Source organism: Lacticaseibacillus kribbianus (assembly GCF_020180945.1).
Classification (GTDB): domain Bacteria; phylum Bacillota; class Bacilli; order Lactobacillales; family Lactobacillaceae; genus Lacticaseibacillus; species Lacticaseibacillus kribbianus.
The window spans coordinates 352,698-374,093 of sequence record NZ_JAIPUL010000003.1; the positions used below are offsets into that span (position 1 = coordinate 352,698).

Sequence of the window (21,396 nt, forward strand, 5' to 3'; positions counted from 1 at the left end):
GCGATGACGGCACCCTCGGCAGGCGAGTCAGCGATTGCGGGTGACCCGCGTGAGCCCGGCCACTTTGAATGGGATTGACTGCCACCTGCCGCCGTGCGGGGCCAGTTAATCACCGGCCGCCGCGCCAAGTCTTCGGACTCGGTGCGGCGGCCTTTTGTCGCTTGCAAGAGACGTGTAGAATAGAGGCAACACCGACGGGAGGTCACCACACATGAAGGAATTGGTCGCAGGCATCGTCGCCCACGTCGACGCGGGCAAGACCACGCTGTCCGAGGCGCTGCTTTACCGCACGGGCACCGTGCGCAAGCTGGGACGCGTCGACAACGGGGACGCCTTTTTGGATTCGGACGCCCTGGAGAAAAAGCGCGGCATCACGATTTTCTCCCACCAGGCGCGGCTGACCTACGGCGACCTCGCGCTGACGCTGCTGGACACGCCGGGGCACGTCGACTTCGCCAGCCAGACCGAGCAGGTGCTGAGCGTCTTGGACTACGCGATTCTGGTGGTGTCGGCGACCGACGGCATTCAGGGCTACACGCGCACGCTGTGGCAGCTGCTGGCGCACTACGGGGTGCCGACGGTCGTTTTTGTCAACAAGATGGACGTCGCGCAGGCCGACTCGGCCCAGGTGCTCGCGATGCTTCAGCGCGAGCTGGATGCGGCGATCACCGACTTCACGGCGCCCGACGCCGCGGCGACCCAAGAGGCCATCGCGGTGTGCGACGACGCGGTGCTTGAGGACTACTTGGACACCGGCACGCTTGCCGATGCGACCGTGCAGGACCTGATCGCGCGCCGGCGCGTTTTTCCCTGCTACTTCGGCGCGGCGCTGCGCCTCGACGGGGTGCCGGAGCTTTTGTCCGGGCTGAGCCGCTTCGGCCGCCAGCCGGCGCTTGAGGCCGAGTTCGGGGCCCGCGTGTTCAAGATCTCGCGCGACGACAAGGGCGAGCGGCTGACCTGGGTGCGGCTGACGGGCGGTGAGCTTTTGCCCAAGACCCCGATCGGCGAGCAGAAAATCAACCAGCTGCGCGTCTACAACGGTCAGCGCTATGAGGCGGTGCCGCGGGTGGCCGCGGGCACGGTGTGCGCGATTCCCGGGCTTGCCGACACGGCGCCCGGCCAGGCGTGGGGCGCGGCGACTCCGGCCCCGACGCCGTTGATCCAGCCCGTTTTGACCTACGCGGTGCGGCCGGGGCAAGACGAGCTGCCCGCCGTGCTGGCGGCGCTGCGCCAGCTTGAAGAGGAGGATCCACTCCTGGCGGTGACCTGGTCCAGTCGGCTGCAGGAGATCCGCGTGCAGGTGATGGGGCAGGTGCAGCTGGAGGTGCTGACGCAGCTGTTGGCCCAGCGCTTCGGGCTGACCGTGACGTTCGGGGAGGGCAGCATCCTGTACCGCGAGACGCTGACCGCACCGGTCGAGGGCGTCGGCCACTTCGAGCCGCTGCGCCACTACTCGGAGGTGCACCTGCTGATGGCGCCGGCGCCGCGGGGGACCGGCATCACCTTTGCCTCCGACTGCGCGCTTGAGGTGCTGCCGCGCAACTGGCAGCACCAGGTCGAGGCCAACCTGCGGGCCAAAACGCAGCTGGGCGTGCTGATCGGCGCGCCGCTGACCGACGTCACCGTCACGCTGGTCGGCGGGGGCTTCAGCATCAAGCACACGGTCGGCGGCGACTTCCGCGAGGCGACCTGGCGCGCCGTGCGCCAGGGGCTGATGATGGCCCGCCGCAGCGGCGACTGCCAGCTGCTGGAGCCCTGGTACCGGTTCCGCCTGCAGGTCGCCGAGACCCAGCTGGGCCGGGCGATGAGTGACGTTCAGCAGATGGGCGGCAGCTTCGACGCGCCGCAGCAGCAGGGCGCCCAGACAATCCTGACCGGCACCGCGCCGGTGGCGGGGATGCAGGACTACCCGGCCGCGGTGCGCGCCTACACGCACGGCCAGGGCGTCTTGGAGTGCGTGGTCGACGGCTACCGGCCGTGCCACAACGCCGACGCGGTGATCGCGACGGCCGGCTACGACCCGGTGGCGGACCTGCCGAACACCCCGGACTCGGTGTTTTGCGCCCACGGGGCCGGTTACCCGGTGGCCTGGGACCTGGTGCCACAGACCGCGCACTGCCCGTACCGGCTGGCACCCAAGCTTTAGCCCGCGGCCGGGCGCCGGTGGTGGCGCCGGACCGACCCGGCCCACCGGTGGCCTGATAAGGGGCCACCGAACCTGGCGGCGCGACCTGCGACCGCTGCCATCGCCGGCACGCCGCGGCCTTGAGCCGCGCGCACGCTGAGGTGACCAAGTTTCAGGCCCGCAGCGGCGCCGGGGCGACTATAATGGAACCCAACACAACGGAGGTAGTTATGATCAAGGGACTGGGAATCGACCTGACGGCCATCGCCCGCATCGAGCAGGCGCAGGCCAAGAACCCGCACTTTGCCAAAAAGGTGCTGACTGAAGCCGAGCTTGCGCAGTACCAAGCGCTGGCGGGCCGGCGCGCCAGCGAGTACCTGGCCGGGCGCTTCTCGGTCAAGGAGGCCTACGCCAAGGCGTACGGCACCGGGCTGGGGCGCGTCGGGCTGCAGGACGTCGAGACGCTGAGCGGGGACGCGGGGCAGCCCGTCATCACCAAGCAGCCCTATGACGGCCCGGCGCACGTGTCCATCAGCCACACGCAGGACCTGGTCATGACCGAAGTGATTTTGGAGGCAAAAGCATGAGCATGGTAACGGCAACGCACCGCGAGAGTCGGGTTCTGGTCTCGGAGGCGGCGATTCAGCACAACATTCAGCACGCCCTGGACCGGCTGCCGGCCGGCACCGACCTGCTGGCGGTGGTCAAGGCCGACGGGTACGGCCACGGCCTGTTGCGGGTCGCCCGGATTGCCGCGGCCAGCGGCGCCACGGGTTTTTGCGTCGCGGTGCTCGACGAGGCGCTGGCGCTGCGCGCTGCCGGCTTCACCCAGCCGATCCTGGTGCTGGGCATCGTGGATCCGCGCTGCGCTGGCTTAGCCGCGGCGCAAAACATCGCGCTGCCGGTCGGGAGCCTGGAGTGGCTTGAGGCCGCGCTGCCGGTGCTTGAGGCGGCCGAGACCGCGCCGCTGCGGGTCCACCTGGCCGTGGATTCGGGGATGGGCCGCATCGGCTTCCGCGAGGTCGCGGACCTGCAAAACGCGGCGGCCTTTGGCGCGGCGCACAAGGCGTTCGACATCGAGGGCCTGTTCACCCACTTCGCCACGGCCGACGCGGCGGACACCACCTATTTTCAAACCCAGGTCGCGCGCTTCAAGGCGATGCTGGCCGCGCTGCCGACGCGCCCGCGCTACGTCCACGTGGCCAACTCCGCCACCAGCCTGTGGCACGCCGCGTGCACCTGCAACGCGATTCGCTTCGGCGTCGCGATGTACGGCCTGAACCCGTCCGGCCACGACATTCCGGACGTGCCGTACGCGCTGGAGCCGGCACTGTCGCTGGTCTCCGCGCTGACGTTCGTCAAGCGGCTGCCGGCCGGCGAGGCGGTGTCTTACGGCGCGACCTACCGCGCCCAGCAGGACGAGTGGATCGGCACCGTGCCGATGGGCTACGCCGACGGCTGGCTGCGGCGCCTGCAGGGCTTTCACGTGCTGGTTGACGGCCAGTTCTGCGAGATCGTCGGCCGCGTGTGCATGGACCAGTTCATGATTCGCCTGCCAAAGGCCTACAAGCCGGGGACCCCTGTGGTGCTGGTCGGGCAAAGCGGCGAGGCCGAGATCACGCTGCAGGACGTGGCGGATTACAGCCACACCATCCACTACGAGATTGCCTGCGCGCTCAGCGAGCGCCTGCCGCGCGAGTCGGTCGACCGGATCTAGCCGCCGGGCGCCCGGGTTGCGCGTGGCGAGTCGGCCCGGCTCGCGCGCGTTGGGCGAGGTGGTTGGCGCGTCGCTTGAGTGCGGTGGCCGACATCCATCTGAACATCTGTTCGCCGTTGCGCTTTTGCCTGCCTGTGATAGGATTAAGCCAAACAGTGCAGGGGGATATAACGATGGCAGAAGCAATCGATATGCAGTTGGATGCGCAGCTGGCGGGTCAGCTGACGGCTTACTGTGCCAGCCATAACGTGGCGCCCGAGGCGGTGGCCGAAGTCGCGCTTCGGACCTTTTTGGCCCGCGGCAACGAGGCGCTGGCCGAGATGATCAGCGGCTACCTAGACATGGGGGCGCTGAACACGGAGATCTGCCACGAGTTCACGGCGTGTGAAAGCGAGGCGTACGCGCACCTGGCTTAGTGTGCGGTACGAGGAGGAGTCATGGGCGATTCAGTCAAGCGCGGGGATGTGTTCTTCGCCGATCTGTCACCGGTAGTGGGGTCCGAGCAGGGCGGCTTGCGCCCGGTGCTGGTGATTCAAAACGATGTGGGCAACCGCTTCTCACCGACGGTCATCGTCGCGGCGATCACGTCCCGCATCACCAAGCCGAAGATGAAGACACACGTCGGCCTGCGCGGCGATGTTGACGGCATCGAGCGCGACTCGGTGGTGCTCTTGGAGCAGATTCGCACCATCGACAAGCAGCGCCTGATGGACAAGGTGACCGAGCTGTCGCCTTCGCGCATGGCGGCGGTCGACCAGGCCCTGGCCGTCTCCGTCGGGCTCAGTCCGCTGTAAGCCAAAAACAGCCACTTCCGGTCGGGAGTGGCTGTTTTTTTGTTGTTGGGATTTTTCAGCGGCCTGCTTGGAACTTGCAAAAATCAAAGCGCGCGATGACCCTCATTCGGTCATCGCGCGCTTTGGTTTCATTTCGGTTTAACGCCCACCTGCAAGCAAGGTGGCCACGTTGTTCAGCGCGTCCTCGGCAATCTTCAGGGCGTCCTGGTCGATGGCGAACTGCGGCAGCGTCTCATCCGTGTAGTGGAGCAGGGAGCTTGCGCGCGCGGCCATGTCGTACCAGTTCTGGAACGGCATCTTGTTGATGGCGCCGTTGATCGACGACGGCACGATGGTCAGCAGCTGGTTGATCACCAGCTTGGCCTGCACGTAGGCATCGTCCGGCACCTGGGTCATCGTCGCGGCCTTGGACGCGAGGTTGAACAGGCGCGAGGCAAGGCCCAGCACCGGGCTCTTGAAGCTGCTGGTCGGCACCACGGCGGTCGGCCGCTCGTCGAGCAGGTACTTCTGCAGCCCGACCATGGCGTACAGCGTCAGCTGGTCGCCCAGCTCCGAGCCGATGTCGGCGAGCCGCACCATGCCGGTCGCCTCCATCTGCGCCTTGGTGAAAAACATCGCGGCGTGGCTAGCAAAATCGCTGTACTGAACGCCGATGGTGTTCTTGGAGTCCGCCGTGCGGAAGAAGAACGACATCTCACGGCCGGTTTCGGACTTGAGGTAGGCGTGCAGCATCCGTGCGGCCAGCCCCAGCTGCTCCGTGGCGATTTCGCTGCGCTGGTCGAGGGTGACCCGCACTTTTTGCGGCAGAACCGGCTGGGCCTCGATGATCCGCAGCAGAGCGGCGACGTAAGGGTACATGACGCCGAAGCTCATGGAGAAGTTGCCCGCGTCGGACAGTGGGGAGTAGATGGTGTAGACCTTGGCTGCGGGGTCGAGGGCCTGGCTGAGCATCGCCTGAATCTGGGCGCTGGACTTGCCGCGGGCCTTGACCTCGTCGCCCGGCTGCCAACCGAACGGGTAAAGGGTGTTCATGAAGCTGTCCAGCGCGTGGTCGTCGGCCGGGTCGATCACCGTGGCGCCGATGGACATGTTGCGCTGGTAGTCGGAGCCGCCGCCGAAGGACTCGTCCATGAAGACCTGAAGCGTGGTGCTGCTCGGCCGCTTCGGTGCGGGTTTCGGGGCCGGCGCCTGCTGCGGCTGCTTAGGCTGCTGTTGCTGGGCCTGCGGTTGCGGCTGCTTAGGCTGCTGCTGTTGGGCCTGCGGTTGCGGCTGCTTAGGCTGCTGTTGCTGGGCCTGCGGTTGTGGCTGCTTGGCCTGCTGTTGCTGGGTTTGCGGCTGACTCTGGGCCGGCTTGGTTGGCGCGGGCTGTGCCGGAGCGGCCGCCGTCTGTTGAACCTGCGGTGCGGCCTGCTGCTGCTTTTGGTTCTGCTGAGTTGGCTGCTTGGCCGCGGGCTTGTCAGCTTGCGGCTTGGCAGTCTGCTTCGCGTCCTGAACCTGCTTGGCCGGCGCGGTTTGGGTCTCGGCCTTGACCGGTGCGGCCGGGGTTACACCCTGGTCAGCCAGCTGGGCCTGACGCGTCGCAGCGAAGTTGGCCTGCTGGGCGCCGGGTTCGAGGGATCCCACCGGATTTGCGGCCGGCTTGCTCTGCTTGCGGCGGCCGCCTTTGGCCTGGCTGTCGTTTTTGGTCTGCTTAGCGGCCTTGGCCTGGGTGTTGGCTTTGGTCTGATTGGCAGTCTCGGTCTGGTTGTCGCTCTTGGTCTGCTTAGCGGCCTTGGGCTGATTGTCACCCTTGCTCTGCTTAGCAGCCTCAGCCTGGCTGTCATTCTTGTTCTGTTGGGCGGTCTTAGCCTGGTTGTCGTTCTTTGTCTGCTTAGCAGCCTTGGCCTGGTTATCGTTCTTAGTCTGCTTAGCAGCCTTGGCCTGGTTGTCGTTCTTGGTCTGCTGTGCGGCCTTAGCTTGGGTGTCGCCCTTGGTCTGCTTAGCAGCCTTGGCCTGATTGTCGTTCTTGGCTTGTTGCGCTGCCTTAGGCTGGTTGTCGTTTTTGGTCTGTTTAGCGGCCTTAGCCTGGTTGCCGTTCTGGTTCTGCTTCTCGGCGTTGGCCGACGACTTGGTTTGTGACTTAGGGGCCTGCGTGGCGTTGCTTTCGGCGGACTGGTCCTTTTTGGCCGCGGTCTGACGCCGGCTGCGCTTGGCTGCCGGGGCGGTCTCGCTGTCGGTCTTGGCCGTGCTCTGCGCCGCCTGCTTGCTGGCCTGGTTGCTCTGCTGCTTGGCCGGCTTGGCTTCCTGCTTAGGCTGGGTCTTAGCGGCCGGCTTCGGTGCCGCCGGGGTGCTTGCGGCCTGGCTCGGTTCGGCCTTGGCCTCCGCGGCCTCGGAGTCGAAGATGGTGAAGCTGTGCCTGTCGGCTGGCTCGACCGGGTGCCCCTCGATGAAGCGGTTGATCTTGAACATGATCGGGCGGCTCATCGGGGTGTCCTTGAGCACCTTACGCATGCTCGACGGGGAAATCCCGATCAGCTTCGCCGCCTGGGTCAGGCTCAGGTGTTCCGCCGTCATAATCTGTTTGAGACGGTACGCGATTGCTTCTGTCATTCAATAATACCTGCTTTCCTGCTATCTGCAGCGACTTTTTCCACTGCCTCTAGCGTACACCAATCGGCCTGAATTTGCAGAAAATCTCTGGACAGCACCGCGAATTCATGCAAAACTTAACCGTCGTGGTTCGAAATTCCGCCCACGTAAAAAAACTAGGAGGCTTCATCATGAATCGTAAAACGCGCACCCTGGCGGTCAATGCCCTCGTGATCGCCCTGTACGTCGTGCTGTCGTACGTGTCCGGCATCTTCGGGCTGGCGGCCGGCCCCATCCAGTTTCGCCTGTCCGAGTCCCTGAACCACCTGGTCGCCTTCGACCGCAAGTACATCGTCGGCGTCACGCTTGGCGTGGTGCTGTACAACGCCCTGTTCTCGCCGATGGGCTGGGTCGACGTGGTCTTCGGCGGCGGTCAGACGCTGCTGGGCCTGGGTCTTGTCTACTGGCTGACGCCGAAGCTCACGAAGCTGTGGCAGCGCCTGGCGCTGGTCACCGCCAGCATGTCCTTGACGATGATCATCATCGCCTGGGAAATCGTGTGGACCGGCCACATGGGTCTGGACAAGCTGCTGCCGATGTTCGCCACGCTGCTGCCGTCCGAGCTGGTGATGCTCGTGATCGCAGTACCGGTGATGCTGGCCATCGACCGGGTCGTTCACTTCGCGCAGCGCGTCGCCGCGTAACCACACGAATCATTGAGACAACGCAAAAAAGCCGCCAGCTGGCGGCTTTTGTATTGCCTAAAAATGAAACTTACTGCTCGGACTCCAGGCGCAGCGGCTGACCGCTTTGCAGGTCGTCGATCTCGACCACCTTGAAGTGCTTGCGCTCGAGCTTCTTGACGCACAGGTTCAGGGTCGCCTCGTCGATGCCGGCGGGGAGGGTGAACAGGGTGCGACGCACGACCTCACCGCGCTTGCCGTCGAGCGTCAGGCAGCCGGAGATCGAGACGTAGCGCGCCAGAATCTTGGACATCGCGGCCAGGTCGCCGCGCTTGCCGGTCGACAGCACGGTCATCACGTAGGAGCTGACGTCGATGTTCCAGGAGTCGGACAGCATCGCGAGCAGCCGCGAGTGGGTCAGGATGCCGTAGAAGTTGGCGTCCTCGTCGAGCACCGCGATGTAGGGCAGGTCCTTGATGTTGAAGAAAACCTTGAAGAAGGGGGCGTTGACCGGGATGGTCTTGGTCGCGTTCTTCAGCAGGTAGGTCACCGGCAGCGACATGTCGCCGCCCTGCGACTTGTGGCGGTAAAGGTGCATCTTGTAGATGTTGCCGCGGAAAATCTGGCCGCTTTCGTCCACAATCGGCACGCAACGGAAGCCGGAGTCCTCGAGCACCTGCAGTGCCTCAGCCAGCGTCACGGATTCCTTGACGGTGGTCAGGAGCTCCTTCTTCAGTACCAGTGATTTGGTTAACATGATGCCCTCCATCGGTGCAGACATTATTAAATCTCTCTCATTTTAATCCATTTTACCATAATTTGGCCGATGCACAACCCCGACATCACGGTGCTGGGCGGCAATGGGAGAAATATGAGAGAAACGATAAGGCGGAATGAATTTAGGTAATAAAACCGGCGTGCTTCAAGCGCCGGCCTTACGCTGGACGGTGGCCTAAGTGCGCCTTGCTCCGCCCTGGGCGTCGGGCTACGAAGCGCAACGCGGATGCGAATAGCTACGCACTAGCGTTGAGGCCAAACCCGCCTCATCGCAAGCGCTAGGCTATTCGATCCGCTAGGCCCGCGCTTCTTCGCTCTGGTTATCGTCGGGCTCCGCAAGGCAACGCGGGCGCGCATAGCTCGCACCGACGCCCGGGGCAAGGTGCGCCCCAGACGCCAGCGCTACGCTATGCGGCCCGCTAAGTGCGCCTTGCTCCGCCCTGGTTATCGTCGGGCTGCGCCGAGCGACGCGGGCGCGGCTAGCTACGCACTGGCGTCGAGGCCAAGCCCGCCTCAACTCCAGCGCTAGGCTACCCGTCCCGCTAAGTGCGCTCGGCTCCGCCCTGGTTATCGTCGGGCTACGCAAGGCAACGGCCACTCGTCCAGCTAAGGCCAGCGCTCAAGGCAAAGAGCGCCTCAAGCGCCGGCCTTACGCTGGACGGTGGCCTAAGTACGCCTTGCTCCGCCCTGGGCGTCGTCGGGCTCCGCAAGGCAGCGCGGGCGCGCATAGCTCGCACCGACGCCCGGGGCAAGGTGCGCCCCAGACGCCAGCGCTACGCTATGCGGCCCGCTAAGTGCGCCTTGTTCCGCCCTGGGCGTCGTCGGGCTTCGCCGAGCGACGCGGGCGCGGCTAGCTACGCACTGGCGTCGAGGCCAAGCCCGCCTCAACACCAGCGCTAGGCTACCCTCCCGCTAAGTGCGCTCGGCTCCGCCCTGGGCAACAAAAAAATCCCTCACAAGTGGGGGATTTTTTCGCTAGCGCTGATTGGATTACTGACGAGTCTCGATGTCGTTCTTTGCGAAGGCGTCGTCGATGATCTTCTTCAGCTGGGTCGCGGACTTGTCCATGGATTCCTGTTCGTGGTCGGTCAGAGGAATTTCCAGAATGTTCTGGATCCCGTTGGCGTTGATCACGGCCGGGGAGCCGATGTAGATGTCGTGCTGACCGTACTGGCCGTCCATGTAAACGGACAGTGGGAGAACGGCGTTTTCGTCGTTCAGGATGGCCTTACTGATGCGGGCCAGGGCAGTAGCGATCCCGTAGAAGGTGGCACCCTTCAGCTTGATGATCTCGTAAGCGGCGTCACGCACGTTTTCGAACATGTCAACCAGCTTGGTCTCATCGATTTCTGGGTGGGACTTAACCCATTCGGAAATCTTGATGCCGCCGATGTTGGCGTGGGACCATACAGGGAATTCGGTGTCGCCGTGTTCGCCCATGATGTAGGCGTGGACGGAACGGGCATCGACGCCGACCATCTCAGCGATGGACTGACGGAAGCGCGCGGTGTCCAGGGAAGTACCGGAGCCGACAACGCGGTTCTTCGGGAAGCCGGAGAGCTTCCAGGTCGCGTAGGTCAGGATGTCAACCGGGTTAGCGGCAACCAGGAAGATGCCGTTGAAGCCGGACTCAACGATCGGGTCAACGATGGACTTCAAGATCTTCAGGTTCTTGTTAACCAGGTCAAGACGGGTCTCGCCAGGCTTCTGCGGTGCGCCGGCGGTGATCACAACCAGATCAGCATCCTTCGCGTCGCTGTACTCAGCGGAGTAGATGGTCTTCGGGGAAGTGAACGGAAGCGCGTTGCTCAGGTCAATCGCGTCACCCTTCGTCTTGTCCTTGAAAATGTCAACGATCCCGATTTCCTGGGCGATGCCCTGGAGAACCATTGCGTATGCGTAACTGGAACCAACGGCGCCGTCACCAACAAGAATTACTTTTTGGTGATCTTTGTTTGCGTTTGCCACGGTGATATCATCCTTTCGTATTTGCCTTTGTGCAATTCATCTTGAAGTATAACACATCTGGCCGGAGGTGCACGCATTTTGCAGAAAAAAGTCGCGGCCTTTTGAAAAGCGTTACATTTGACAAATCGCGAGCCGCGGGGATTCCTGTGAAATTATTCACTGTATCAGGACTGTACTTGCAATCGTTTACAATAACAACCGAAGAAACTTGCAGACCGCTTCCAAGGCCGTCACTGCCGGGTTTTGACTGTAATAAATGTACTAAGACAACATCTGAAGAACTGTACCCGTTTTGATCGAGCAAATTAACACACAGCGACCCTCGTGCCGCGGCCGCGGTTCTGGTATACTAGGTGGGACCTGGAAGGGGTACTTCCCGGCTTTTTTGCGTGAAAAGGGGCAATAATTGTGAAAATGATTGTAGGCCTGGGCAATCCGGGCTCGCAGTACGCCAAGACGAAGCACAACGTCGGCTTCATGGCCGTCGATCGGCTGGCCGCCGAGTACGGCGTGACCATCGCCAAGCAGGAGATGAACGCGCTGACCGGCAGCGCCTTCGTCAACGGCCAAAAGGTGCTGCTGGTGAAGCCGCAGACCTTCATGAACGACTCCGGTCGCGCCGTGGGGCAGCTCAAGGCCTTCTACCAGTTCGACCAAGACGAGATCTTGATCATCCAAGACGACATGGACATGACCATGGGGCGCCTGCGCCTGCGCCAGCGGGGGTCGGCCGGGGGCCACAACGGCATCAAGTCAATCATCAACGTGCTGGGCACGCAGGACTTCTACCGCGCCAAGATCGGCATCCAGCACCCGACGCGCCAGAAGGTCGTCGACTGGGTGCTCACGCCGTTCGATGCAAAACAGCAGGTCGACGTCCTGACGGGCATCGACAAGCTCCAGCTCGCCGTCGCCGACTGGCTGGCCGGCAGCGACTTTGCGGCGCTGATGAACAAGTACAACTAACCGAATCCAATCACGACTGCACACAGTGGCGTCCCGAGCGGCCGCCGCTGTCTTTGCCGTTGTGCGACCGGGGTGTTGCGGCCTCGTCTTCGACGGGCGTCCGCCAGTGCACTGAGACACCGCCGGTCGATTAACCGCGTAGTAACCACTTCACCCGCTTTACTATAGATAAGAACGACACGAATGACGTGCCCTGGAGGAAACATGGATCTGATCACGATGATGGCGCAGGCGCCCGAGCTTGCGCCACTTTGGCCACAGCTGAATAAGGGCCGCCACTTGGTCACCGGCCTGAACGGGTCGGCCAAAACGCTGTTTCTGGCTGCCGCGGCCAAGACGCTCGGCCGCCAGCTGTTGGTCGTCGAGAACAACCGCTACCACGCCGACGAGCTGGTCGCCGACCTGACCGGCCTGCTCGGGGCCGACGCGGTCTGGGCCTTTCCCGTCGAGGACGTGATGGCCGCCGAGGTCGCCGTCTCCTCGCCGGACACGCTCAACGAGCGCATCAACACGCTGGACTTTTTGGCGACCGGCAAGCCCGGCGTGGTCGTGACCAGCCTCGCCGGGCTGAAGCGGCGCCTGGTGCCCAAGACCGTCTGGCAGGGCGCGACGCTTGACCTCGACCTCGACTCCGAGGTCGACCCCAAGGCGCTGGCCCAGACGCTGGTCGCGATGGGCTACCGGCGCGACAGCCTGGTGGGGACGCCGGGGCAGTTCGCGATTCGCGGCGGCATCGTCGACATCTACCCGCTCAACGCGGACAACCCGGTGCGCCTCGAGCTGTTCGACACGGCGATCGACTCGCTGCGCACGTTCGACATGCGCACCCAGCGCAGCATCGAAAACATCGACCGGCTGCGCATCAGCCCGGCCACCGACCTGATTGCCGACCACGACACCCTGGTCGCCGCCGGGGAACGGCTGCGCACGGCCGGCCTGGCCGCCAAGGCGAAGGCCAAGACCAAGGTGGCCAAGCAGGCGCTGACCGACGGCGTGCTTGCCGTGGCCGACCAGCTGGCGCTCGGTGAGCGCCCGGAGGACCTCGCGCTGTACATGCCGGACCTGTACCCGGAGGACCACACCCTGCTGGATTACGTCCAGCCCGACGCAGCCCTAGTCTGGGACGACTTCACGAAGCTGGCCGACACCGACGTCACGCTGTTGCAGGAAACCACGGACTGGGCGGCCAGCCTCCAGGAGGGCGGCCGCCTGGCGACCACCGCCGAGGCCACGACCCTGCAGGAGATCGACCGCACCGACCACCGCGCGCACGTGTACCTCAGCCTGTTCCAAAAGGGCATGGGGAACCTGCGCCTGCAGACGCTGACCAACGTCGCCAGCCGCAACGTGCAGCAGTTCTTCAGCCAGATGCCGCTGCTCAAAACCGAGGCGGACCGCTGGCGCAAGCAGCACCAGACCGTCGTTTTTCTCGTGCAGGAGCAGGCCCGGCTGGACAAGCTGAACCAGACCCTGCGCGACTTCGAGATCGACACGGTGATCAGCCCGGCCGACGACCTGCTGGAAAACACCCTGCAGCTGACCGTCGGCAACCTGCAAAACGGCTTCGAGCTGCCGAGCCTGCGCCTGGTGGTCGTCACCGACCACGAGCTGTTCAACGCCAAGGCGCACCGCAAGGCCCGACACCAGACGCTGGCCAACGCCGAGCGCCTGCGCTCCTACACTGAGCTGGCCCCCGGCGATTACGTCGTCCACGTCAACCACGGGATCGGCCAGTACGTCGGCCTGCAGACGCTGGAGGTCGACGGCGTCCACCGCGACTACATCACGATCCTCTACCAGAACAGTGACAAGCTCTTCATCCCCGTCGACCAGCTGAACCTGGTGCAAAAGTACGTGGCCGCCGACGGCAAGGCGCCGAAGATCAACAAGCTGGGCGGCGCCGAGTGGCAGAAGACCAAGAAAAAGGTCGCCGGCAAGATTGAGGACATCGCCGATGGCCTGATCAAGCTGTACGCGGCGCGCGAGGCCGAGCCCGGCTTCGCCTTCGCGCCCGACGACGACCTGCAGCGCCAGTTCGAAGCCGAGTTCCCGTACCCGGAGACCGACGACCAGCTGCGCTCGGTCAAGGAGATCAAGCAGGACATGGAGAAGCCGCGGCCGATGGATCGCCTGTTGGTTGGCGACGTCGGCTTCGGCAAGACCGAAGTCGCGCTGCGGGCGGCCTTCAAGGCGATCGAAAACGGCAAGCAGGTCGCGCTGCTGGTGCCGACCACGATTCTGGCCCAGCAGCACTTCGACACGATGACGGAGCGCTTCGCCGATTTTCCCGTCACGGTCGGCATGCTGTCGCGCTTCCGCACCCCGGGGCAGATCAAGGAGACGCTCGCCGGGCTCAAGGACGGCACCGTCGACATCGTCGTCGGCACGCACCGCCTGCTGTCCAAAGACGTGCGCTACAAGGACCTCGGCCTCCTGATCGTCGACGAGGAGCAGCGCTTCGGCGTCAAACACAAGGAAAAGCTCAAGGAGCTGCGCCACAACGTTGACGTGCTGACGCTGACCGCGACGCCGATTCCGCGCACCCTGAACATGTCGATGCTCGGCGTGCGCGACCTGTCCGTCATCGAGACGCCGCCGACCAACCGCTACCCGATTCAGACCTTCGTGATGGAGCAAAACCGCGGCGCCATGCGCGACGCCATCGAGCGCGAGCTGGAGCGCGGCGGCCAGGTCTTTTACCTGCACAACCGCGTGCACGACATCGAGCGCACGGTCGCGGAGGTCGAGGCCCTGGTGCCCAACGCGACGGTCGCCTACGCGCACGGCCAGATGACCGAGACCCAGCTGGAGAACGTGATCTACGACTTTTTGCACGGCGCCTACGATGTGCTGGTCACCACGACCATCATCGAAACCGGCGTCGACATGCCCAACGTCAACACCCTGATCATCGAGGACGCCGACCACTACGGGCTGTCCCAGCTCTACCAGCTGCGCGGGCGCATCGGCCGCTCCAGCCGGGTCGCCTACGCCTACTTCATGTACAAGCCCGACTCCGTCCTAAGCGAGGAGGCGGAAAAGCGGCTGCAGGCGATCAAGGACTTCACGGAGCTTGGCGCCGGGTTCAAGATTGCGATGCGCGACCTGTCGATTCGCGGCGCCGGCAACCTGCTGGGCAGCCAGCAGCACGGCTTCATTGACGCGGTCGGCTACGACCTCTACACGCAGATGCTCAACGAGGCGGTCGCCCGCAAGATGGGCAAAAAGGCCAAGCCGCGCTTCGACTCTCAGGTGGAGCTTGCGCTTGAGGCCTACCTGCCGGAGGATTACGTCACCGATTCCCGCCAGAAGATCGAGCTCTACAAGCGCCTGCGCGAAAGCAACACGGAGGAGCAGGAGGACGAGGTCGCCGCGGACCTGATCGACCGCTTCGGCGACTACCCGCAGCCGGTGATCAACCTGCTGGCGATCACGCGCCTGAAGCGCTTCGCCGACGCGGCCAAGATCCAGAAGATCACGCAGGCGGGCAACCAGCTGACGGTGCGCCTGAGCCCGCAGGCCAGCGCCACCCTCGGCGGTGCGGCGCTTTTCGCCAAGCTCGACGCCGTCAAGTTCAAGGCCCGCGTGGCCGAAGACGACGGTCAGCTGGTGGTCACGTTCCTGCTTTCCGGGCACCTGGACTGGCTGCGCGAGCTCACCGCCTTTTGCGCATCCCTTGCAGCGTGACGTATACTAGGGCGTAGTGCCTGAAGGCCGCGGACTCCGGGATGGGGCAAGGTGACCTGTGCGGCCCGGGTCGAGCCATGGTCTCGACCCTAGATTTGGCGCCGGAGCCGCGTTGCGGCTGCCCCGTCGCCAAATCTGTCGCGACGTGGTGGGTGGTGCCCGCCAAACCCGCGGTCACCACGCGCCACGTCGTTTCACGGGTCACCTTGCCCCATCCCTACGTCTGCTACCCTAGAGAATCTAGTCGTGTTTATCTGTCTGATGCGTCGCTAGCTGAGTCGTTGTTCAGCGCACTGGCGGGATGAACAAGGAGGCGTCACTGCGATTGTTGCCAAGACGGTGCGTCTTTTGCAAGAGTAGCGGCGGAGGGGGCTTCGCGGGTCGGCCCGTGAAACGATGAGGCGCAAAATGACCGCGGGCCTGGCGGGCATTTCCCGCCTCATCGCGGCAGATTTGAAGACGGCAAAGGAGCCAAAGGCGACGCCGGCTTCCAATCTAGGTCGGAGCCCAGCGGGCGGAGACCGGCCGCACAGGTCGCCTGGCCGCATCCCGGAGCCCGCGGCAGCAACCGCGAAGCCCCCGCAGCCGCGGCCGGGCGCAGATTACGCAGTGAGTGAGGACAAGATGCAAAATGACCAGATGAAATCCCTGATGCGCGGGGCGTGGATCCTGAGCCTCGCCGCGCTGATCGCCAAGGTGCTCAGCGCCGTGTACCGGGTGCCGTTCCAGAACTTGGTCGGCGACACCGGCTTTTACGTCTACCAGCAGGTGTACCCGCTGTACGGCATCGGCATGACCTTCGCCTTGTCCGGCTTCCCCGTGTTCATCTCCAAGCTGATCGCCGAGGCGCGCGAGCCCGCGACGCAGGCGGAGATCACACACCGGGCGCTGGTCCTGATGACCTGGCTTGGCATCGCGATGTTCGCGATTCTGGAGCTTGGGGCGACCTGGATCGCGCGGCTGATGGCCGACGTCGCGCTGGCGCCGATCATTCGCAGCGTCGGCCTGATGTTTTTGACGATGCCGGTGCTGTCGACGGCCCGCGGGTACTTCCAAGGGACCTTTGACATGACCAAAACGGCGGTGTCCCAGGTCGTCGAGCAGATTGTTCGGGTGCTCGTGATCCTGGTCGCCGCCTGGGTCGCCTACAAGCAGCACTGGGACCCGTACCGGATGGGCACCTGGGCGATGAGCGGCGCCTTTTTCGGCGGCCTGGCCGCGCTTTTGACGGTGTGGTGGGCGTACGCCAAGGTCTTTCGGCACAAGCACTTCGCCTTCGCCGGCTTCTCCACCTACCTGGCGCTGTTGCGGCGGTTCTTGCGCGAGGGCGGGTCGATCGCGCTGTTTGCCACGATGCTGATTGTGCTGCAGCTGGTCGATTCCTTCACCGTCACCCGGGGCTTGGCGGCCTCGGGGGTCGAAGCCGAAGCGGCCAAGGCGCTCAAGGGCGTCTACGACCGCGGTCAACCGCTGGTGCAGCTGGGGCTGGTGGTCGCGACGTCTTTGTCCGCAACGCTTCTGCCCGGCCTGACGCGCAACTTCGCCAAAGGCCACATGACCAGCTTCCTGGCCACGGCGCGGCAGTTGATTCACTTCAACCTGTCGCTGTCGCTGGCGGCGACCTCGGGGCTGATCGCGCTGATGCCGCTGATCAACTGGCTGCTGTTCGGCGACCGGCAGGGGACGACGACGCTGCGCATCTACGCGCTTTCCATCGCGCTGGTCGCCATGATCAACGCGTACAACGCGATCCTGCAAAGCCTCAACCGGTTTCGGGTCACCACCTACGCGCTTTTTCTCGGCTTCATCGTCAAGCTGCTCTTGAACCTGCCGCTGGTGGCGGCGTACGGCACGGAGGGCGCGGCGATTGCGACGGTGGTCAGCCTGGCCGTGATTCTGGTGCTGCTGTACGTGCAGCTGCCGGACGTGATTCGGCGGCCGGATCCGCACCAGTTCGAACTGCGGCTGTTGATCGTGATCGCCGGCATGAGCCTGCCGGTCCACGCGCTGGCGGTGCGGCTGCCGTACCAGTCGCGCGCGGACATGCTGTCTTTGGTGCTTGCGACGGTGTCCGTCGGCGTCATCCTGTACGTGCTGCTCGCCGCACTGCTTCAGCTCTACTCAATCCGCGAGGTGCTGGCCTTTCCGCTTGGCCGGCGCTTCCTGAAGTTCTGGCTTCATCTCAAGAATAGGAAGGACAACTAACATGCGATTAGATAAATACCTGAAGGTCTCCCGCATCATCAAGCGCCGCACCGTGGCCAAGGAGATTGCGGACAAGGGCCGCATCACCATCAACGACAAGGTGGCCAAGTCCTCAAGCGAGGTCAGCATCGGCGACGTTTTGGTCATCGCGTTCGGCAACAAAACGCTGACGGTCAAGGTTTCGGCGCTGGTCGAAACCACCAAGAAGGAGCTGGCCGCGGACATGTACACCGTGGTCGCCGAAACCTTCAAAGAAAATTAGTTCGGGCTGTGCGTACCGCGGCATTCTTTGCTATACTGAGTTTAATTATCAGGTAAGGTGGGGTAGTCGATGCAGTCGATCCGACACGTCAAGTTCAAACAGCCGTCGCGGCCCAAAACCGCGACGCACACGCAGGTTCACCGGCGTCGGCTGGTGGTGCTTTTGGCCGCGTTCTTGATCATCTGCGGGGTCGGCTGCTACCAGCTGTTCTCCACCCACCAGGCCATCGAGACCCGCAGCGCGGCGGTCACGCACGCCAAGGCGGACCTGGCCAAGGTCAAGAAGCAAAAGGCGTCGCTGAACGTCCAGATCGACCAGCTGAAAAACGAGGATTACCTCGAAAAGCTGGTGCGGCAGAAGTACGCGATGTCCAAGAAGGGCGAGACCATTTTCACATTACCGGGTGAATAGCCGATGCGTGGGCCGGTGCGAACTGCTTGCGTGTCGGCTTTTGCATGGTATACTAAGAGACACAATTCACTAGGAGGACAACTTTTTATATGGCAGTTGAAGTCGGCGCAAAAGTTTCTGGCAAGGTCACTGGGATTACGAATTTCGGCGCCTTTGTTGACTTGGGAGAAGGCAAGACGGGGCTGGTGCACATCAGCGAGGTCTCCGATGCCTACGTCAAAGACATTCACGACGTCCTGACGGTGGGCGACACCGTCACGGTCAAGGTGATGTCGATCAAGGACGGCAAGATCGGCCTGTCCATCCGAAAAGCGGTCGACGCGCCCGCCGGTGCCCACGCGGCCCACGGCGGCCCGCACACCGGTGCCCCCCACGGTGCACCGCACGGTGCGCCACGCCAAGGCGGCGCCCCGCGCGGCAACGGCGGTCCAAGCAACTTCGGTCGCGGACCGAAGCCGCACCGCGACAACGGTGGCCGCGGCGGCTTCGGCAAGCCGCAGGCCCCGAAGGACGATTTTGACGGCATGATGTCCGGCTTTCTCAAGGAAAGCGAGGACCGCTTGAGCAGCCTTCGCCGCAACACCGAAGGCAAGCGCGGCGGCCGCGGCGGCCGTCGCAGCTAATCGACAAGACCTTTCAAAGGCGACTCGCCACCCCGCGTTTGTGGGGCGGCGGGGCGCCTTTTTTAGAGGGCGACATGGCGCGCACTTAGCGGGTCGCCTAGCGTATGCAGCGCGCTTGGGCCGCACTTTGGCCCGAGTGCGCTGCATAGCTGGGCGTACCCGCGTTGCGCCATGGAGCCCGTTTGGATAGAGGGCGAAGGCGCGCGGGCTTAGCGGGTCGGGATCCGGCGCGGGCCGACCGCTGCTTCCGGCTCCGGGCCGGGGCGGCGGAACGCGTGCGGCTCTCCTGAGCCCGTTCCGGTCTCAGGACCCGCCGTTGCTGTAAGCCGGCCAAGATCGCCGGCTTACAGCAATTTCACGCTGGCTCGCCCCGGCCCTACGCCTGCAGCTGCGGCCGGCCCGCGCCTCCGCCCTACACAGTAGTAATCTGTCAGCTAGGTGGTGCCTCGGACAGTAGGGGCGAGCGGTTCACTGGCAGAACTTTGAACCCTGATGAGGCGTGATGGGTTGCCTGTCTGGCCGCACGGCGGAGAACGTCAGCTCGGCGCCGGCGACACGGCGGCGGAATGGGACTTTAGGCCGATGGTTGCCGGGCGAGCCTATGCTATGGTGGATGACATCCTGTCACAAGGAGGTGCGAGATGCGAGACGGCAAAAGTCTGATGGCGCCGTTCGGGCTGCCGGCCGGAAGCCGCGCGCTGCTGGCGGTGTCCGGTGGCGTGGATTCGATGGTGCTGGCGACGCTTCTTGCGCCGCTTCACGGGCACGACCTAGAGCTGACGGTGGCGCAGTTCGACCACCGACTGCGGCCGGAGAGTCGGGCCGAGCAACAACTGGTTGCGGAGTACGCGGCCGCGCTCGGCCTGCCCGTCATCCGTGGGGCCTGGACGACGCCGCACGCGGCGCGGCCCTCGGAGGCTGCGGCGCGCAAGGCGCGCTACGCCTTTTTGACCGCGGCGGCGGTGCAGGCCGGCGCTGACGTCATCGTGCTGGCGCACCACGCCGACGATCAGCTCGAAACCGTGCTGTTTCGGCTGCTGCGAAGCGGCGCGGCGCAGGCGCTGAGCGGGATTCGGCCGGTCGGCCGGCGCGGGGCGGTGACGCTTTTGCGCCCGCTTTTGGCCGTGCCCAAGGCGGAGCTTGTCGCCTACGCCAAGGCCCACGGCGTGCCGTACGCAACCGACGCCAGCAACGCCGACTTGCGCTTTGCCCGCAACCGGCTGCGCCAGGACGTGGTGCCGCGGCTGCGGGAAGAAAACTCGCGGTTGTTGGCCCACGTCACGCGGCTGACGGCTGAGCAGGGCGCCTTGAGCGCCCTGGCCGAGCGCCAGGCCGCGCAGATGCTGGCGGCGGCCACCACAGCGGAGGCCGTGGACTGGCGACAGCTTTCCGGGGAACCGGCCGCGGTGCAGCGGCTGCTGCTCTCGCGGCAGCTCGACGCCTGGCACCGCCACGCGTCGCAGTCGGCCCTGGCCGCCCTGCAGCAGGCGCTGGCGACGGCGCAGGGGACGCGCGCGTTCGACCTTCGCGGCGGTCGGGTCTGGGCAAGCTACGGGCGGCTGACCGCCGCAACGCCTGGTCCGGCCACGGTCGCCGACAAGGCCACCGTCGGCGCGACCACCACTGCGGCCGCCGACACGCCGCCCGCACCCGGCCGCGACGCCGGGGTGGTGCTGGCCGAGCCCGAGCGCTGGTACCCGGTGCCCGGGGGCCGCATCGGCCGCTTTGCGACGCGGCCGGCCGGCGTCACCGACTGGGCGCTGGTGCCGGCCGGGCCGCTGACCATCCGCCGGCGCCAACCCGGCGACGTGGTGGTGCTGCCGAGCGGCCACCACAAGCCGCTGCGCCGCCTGTTCATCGACGCCAAGGTGCCGCGGCCGGCGCGCGCGCAGTGCTTGGTGGCGGCCGGTTCGACCGGCATTGTCTGGGTGCAGGGAAAAGCGGTTGCTGAATTGTTTCGGGTTCCCCGAACTGATATAATTCAAGCTGTACTGGCATTTCAACCCACACCCCAAAGGACGGATGACCATGAATGACGATATCCTGAAAGTGCTGTATTCCAAGGCCGACATCGACGCGATCACGCAGCGGCTGGCCGCGCAGATCTCGGCCGATTACGCCGGCAAAAGCCCGCTGGTGGTCTGCATCCTCAAGGGCGCCATCATGTTCATGACGGACTTGGTGCGCGCGGTGGATGACTACCTCGAGATCGACTTCATGGACGTGTCCAGCTACGGCGACGCGACGGAGAGCTCGGGCGAGGTCAAGATCATCAAGGACTTGGACACCAGCGTCGCCGGGCGCGACGTGCTGATCGTCGAGGACATCGTCGACACTGGGCGGACGCTGAGCTACCTGATCAAAATGTTCGAGACCCGCGACGCGCGCTCCGTGAAGATCTGCACGCTGATGGACAAGCCGGAGCGGCGGGTCAAGGACGTGGTCGCCGATTACGTGGGAACCACGGTGCCCAACGAGTTCGTGGTCGGCTACGGTCTGGACTACGCGGAGCGCTACCGCAACCTGCCTTACATCGGGGTGCTCAAGCCGGAAGTCTATAATCACGATTGACCTTTATTTCACCCCTCGGTGGTGTATCATTGAACTTGC

At 64.6% G+C, this 21,396-nt stretch carries 16 protein-coding genes, 1 pseudogene and 1 riboswitch; of the genes and pseudogenes, 14 read left to right on the forward strand and 3 right to left on the reverse strand.

What is annotated here, in order from left to right:
* The first annotated feature begins 211 nt into the window (after positions 1–211).
* The 5 genes and pseudogenes from LE416_RS10875 to LE416_RS10895 form a co-directional block, all read left to right on the forward strand.
* Positions 212–2,146, forward strand: coding sequence for an elongation factor G (locus tag LE416_RS10875; RefSeq protein WP_225048683.1), 1,935 nt, complete (start codon positions 212–214; stop codon positions 2,144–2,146).
* A gap of 209 nt (positions 2,147–2,355) precedes the next feature.
* Complete coding sequence (gene acpS / locus LE416_RS10880; protein ID WP_225048691.1) at positions 2,356–2,712, forward strand: holo-ACP synthase; 357 nt, start codon at positions 2,356–2,358, stop codon at positions 2,710–2,712.
* Positions 2,713–2,714: 2 nt separating this feature from the next.
* On the forward strand, positions 2,715–3,842 hold the full coding sequence (alr, locus tag LE416_RS10885) for an alanine racemase (protein WP_225048755.1): 1,128 nt from the start codon (positions 2,715–2,717) through the stop codon (positions 3,840–3,842).
* 173 nt (positions 3,843–4,015) lie between these two features.
* A complete protein-coding gene (locus LE416_RS10890) occupies positions 4,016–4,258 on the forward strand; it encodes an antitoxin (protein WP_225048693.1) in 243 nt (80 codons plus the stop codon).
* A 21-nt stretch (positions 4,259–4,279) separates the two neighbouring features.
* A pseudogene (locus tag LE416_RS10895) lies at positions 4,280–4,658 on the forward strand (type II toxin-antitoxin system PemK/MazF family toxin); the annotation flags it as partial.
* Between the two features lie 116 nt (positions 4,659–4,774).
* Here the strand turns inward: LE416_RS10895 and LE416_RS10900 are convergent.
* Positions 4,775–7,225 carry a helix-turn-helix domain-containing protein gene (locus LE416_RS10900; protein ID WP_225048697.1) on the reverse strand — a complete coding sequence of 817 codons (2,451 nt, stop codon included), beginning with the start codon at positions 7,223–7,225 and terminating at the stop codon, positions 4,775–4,777.
* 119 nt (positions 7,226–7,344) lie between these two features.
* Positions 7,345–7,390, forward strand: a riboswitch (PreQ1 riboswitch).
* A 2-nt stretch (positions 7,391–7,392) separates the two neighbouring features.
* On the opposite strand from LE416_RS10900, the gene LE416_RS10905 reads away from it, so the two are divergent.
* Positions 7,393–7,908: a QueT transporter family protein gene (locus LE416_RS10905; RefSeq protein WP_338034778.1), complete on the forward strand. Its 516-nt coding sequence runs from the start codon at positions 7,393–7,395 to the stop codon at positions 7,906–7,908.
* Positions 7,909–7,978: 70 nt separating this feature from the next.
* Here LE416_RS10905 and cbpA read toward each other — a convergent pair whose 3' ends face one another.
* Entirely contained in the window at positions 7,979–8,644 is a 666-nt protein-coding gene (gene cbpA / locus LE416_RS10910) for a cyclic di-AMP binding protein CbpA (protein ID WP_225048701.1), read from the reverse strand.
* Positions 8,645–9,654: 1,010 nt separating this feature from the next.
* Positions 9,655–10,632, reverse strand: coding sequence for an L-lactate dehydrogenase (locus LE416_RS10915; protein WP_225048703.1), 978 nt, complete (start codon positions 10,630–10,632; stop codon positions 9,655–9,657).
* 408 nt (positions 10,633–11,040) lie between these two features.
* Here LE416_RS10915 and pth point away from each other — a divergent pair, with 408 nt between their 5' ends.
* The 8 genes from pth to hpt all read left to right on the forward strand — a co-directional run bounded on the left by pth (position 11,041) and on the right by hpt (position 21,357).
* Positions 11,041–11,598 (forward strand): aminoacyl-tRNA hydrolase, encoded by a 558-nt coding sequence (gene pth / locus LE416_RS10920; protein ID WP_225048705.1) that lies wholly within the window; start codon positions 11,041–11,043, stop codon positions 11,596–11,598.
* Between the two features lie 204 nt (positions 11,599–11,802).
* Positions 11,803–15,285 carry a transcription-repair coupling factor gene (gene mfd, locus LE416_RS10925; RefSeq protein ID WP_225048707.1) on the forward strand — a complete coding sequence of 1,161 codons (3,483 nt, stop codon included), beginning with the start codon at positions 11,803–11,805 and terminating at the stop codon, positions 15,283–15,285.
* Positions 15,286–15,909: 624 nt separating this feature from the next.
* Positions 15,910–17,490 carry a putative polysaccharide biosynthesis protein gene (locus LE416_RS10930; RefSeq protein WP_225048709.1) on the forward strand — a complete coding sequence of 527 codons (1,581 nt, stop codon included), beginning with the start codon at positions 15,910–15,912 and terminating at the stop codon, positions 17,488–17,490.
* A 1-nt stretch (position 17,491) separates the two neighbouring features.
* Positions 17,492–17,752 (forward strand): RNA-binding S4 domain-containing protein, encoded by a 261-nt coding sequence (locus LE416_RS10935; protein WP_225048711.1) that lies wholly within the window; start codon positions 17,492–17,494, stop codon positions 17,750–17,752.
* A gap of 69 nt (positions 17,753–17,821) precedes the next feature.
* Positions 17,822–18,163 (forward strand): FtsB family cell division protein, encoded by a 342-nt coding sequence (locus LE416_RS10940; protein WP_225048712.1) that lies wholly within the window; start codon positions 17,822–17,824, stop codon positions 18,161–18,163.
* A gap of 89 nt (positions 18,164–18,252) precedes the next feature.
* Positions 18,253–18,786, forward strand: a complete 534-nt coding sequence (locus LE416_RS10945) for a S1 domain-containing RNA-binding protein (RefSeq protein ID WP_225048713.1) — start codon at positions 18,253–18,255, stop codon at positions 18,784–18,786.
* Positions 18,787–19,427: 641 nt separating this feature from the next.
* Positions 19,428–20,822, forward strand: a complete 1,395-nt coding sequence (gene tilS / locus LE416_RS10950; RefSeq protein WP_225048714.1) for a tRNA lysidine(34) synthetase TilS — start codon at positions 19,428–19,430, stop codon at positions 20,820–20,822.
* Complete coding sequence (gene hpt, locus LE416_RS10955) at positions 20,815–21,357, forward strand: hypoxanthine phosphoribosyltransferase (RefSeq protein WP_225048715.1); 543 nt, start codon at positions 20,815–20,817, stop codon at positions 21,355–21,357. Before tilS ends, hpt begins: the two co-directional genes overlap by 8 nt.
* Positions 21,358–21,396 lie beyond the last annotated feature (39 nt).

Coding starts and splice junctions, on each gene's coding strand:
- LE416_RS10935 (WP_225048711.1), top strand. CDS start 17,492: ATGCGATTAGATAAATACCTGAAGGTCTCCCGCATCATCAAGCGCCGC.
- LE416_RS10900 (WP_225048697.1), bottom strand. CDS start 7,225: ATGACAGAAGCAATCGCGTACCGTCTCAAACAGATTATGACGGCGGAA.
- cbpA (WP_225048701.1), bottom strand. CDS start 8,644: ATGTTAACCAAATCACTGGTACTGAAGAAGGAGCTCCTGACCACCGTC.
- mfd (WP_225048707.1), top strand. CDS start 11,803: ATGGATCTGATCACGATGATGGCGCAGGCGCCCGAGCTTGCGCCACTT.
- hpt (WP_225048715.1), top strand. CDS start 20,815: ATGAATGACGATATCCTGAAAGTGCTGTATTCCAAGGCCGACATCGAC.
- LE416_RS10940 (WP_225048712.1), top strand. CDS start 17,822: ATGCAGTCGATCCGACACGTCAAGTTCAAACAGCCGTCGCGGCCCAAA.
- alr (WP_225048755.1), top strand. CDS start 2,715: ATGGTAACGGCAACGCACCGCGAGAGTCGGGTTCTGGTCTCGGAGGCG.
- LE416_RS10945 (WP_225048713.1), top strand. CDS start 18,253: ATGGCAGTTGAAGTCGGCGCAAAAGTTTCTGGCAAGGTCACTGGGATT.
- acpS (WP_225048691.1), top strand. CDS start 2,356: ATGATCAAGGGACTGGGAATCGACCTGACGGCCATCGCCCGCATCGAG.
- LE416_RS10890 (WP_225048693.1), top strand. CDS start 4,016: ATGGCAGAAGCAATCGATATGCAGTTGGATGCGCAGCTGGCGGGTCAG.
- LE416_RS10875 (WP_225048683.1), top strand. CDS start 212: ATGAAGGAATTGGTCGCAGGCATCGTCGCCCACGTCGACGCGGGCAAG.
- LE416_RS10930 (WP_225048709.1), top strand. CDS start 15,910: ATGCAAAATGACCAGATGAAATCCCTGATGCGCGGGGCGTGGATCCTG.
- tilS (WP_225048714.1), top strand. CDS start 19,428: ATGCGAGACGGCAAAAGTCTGATGGCGCCGTTCGGGCTGCCGGCCGGA.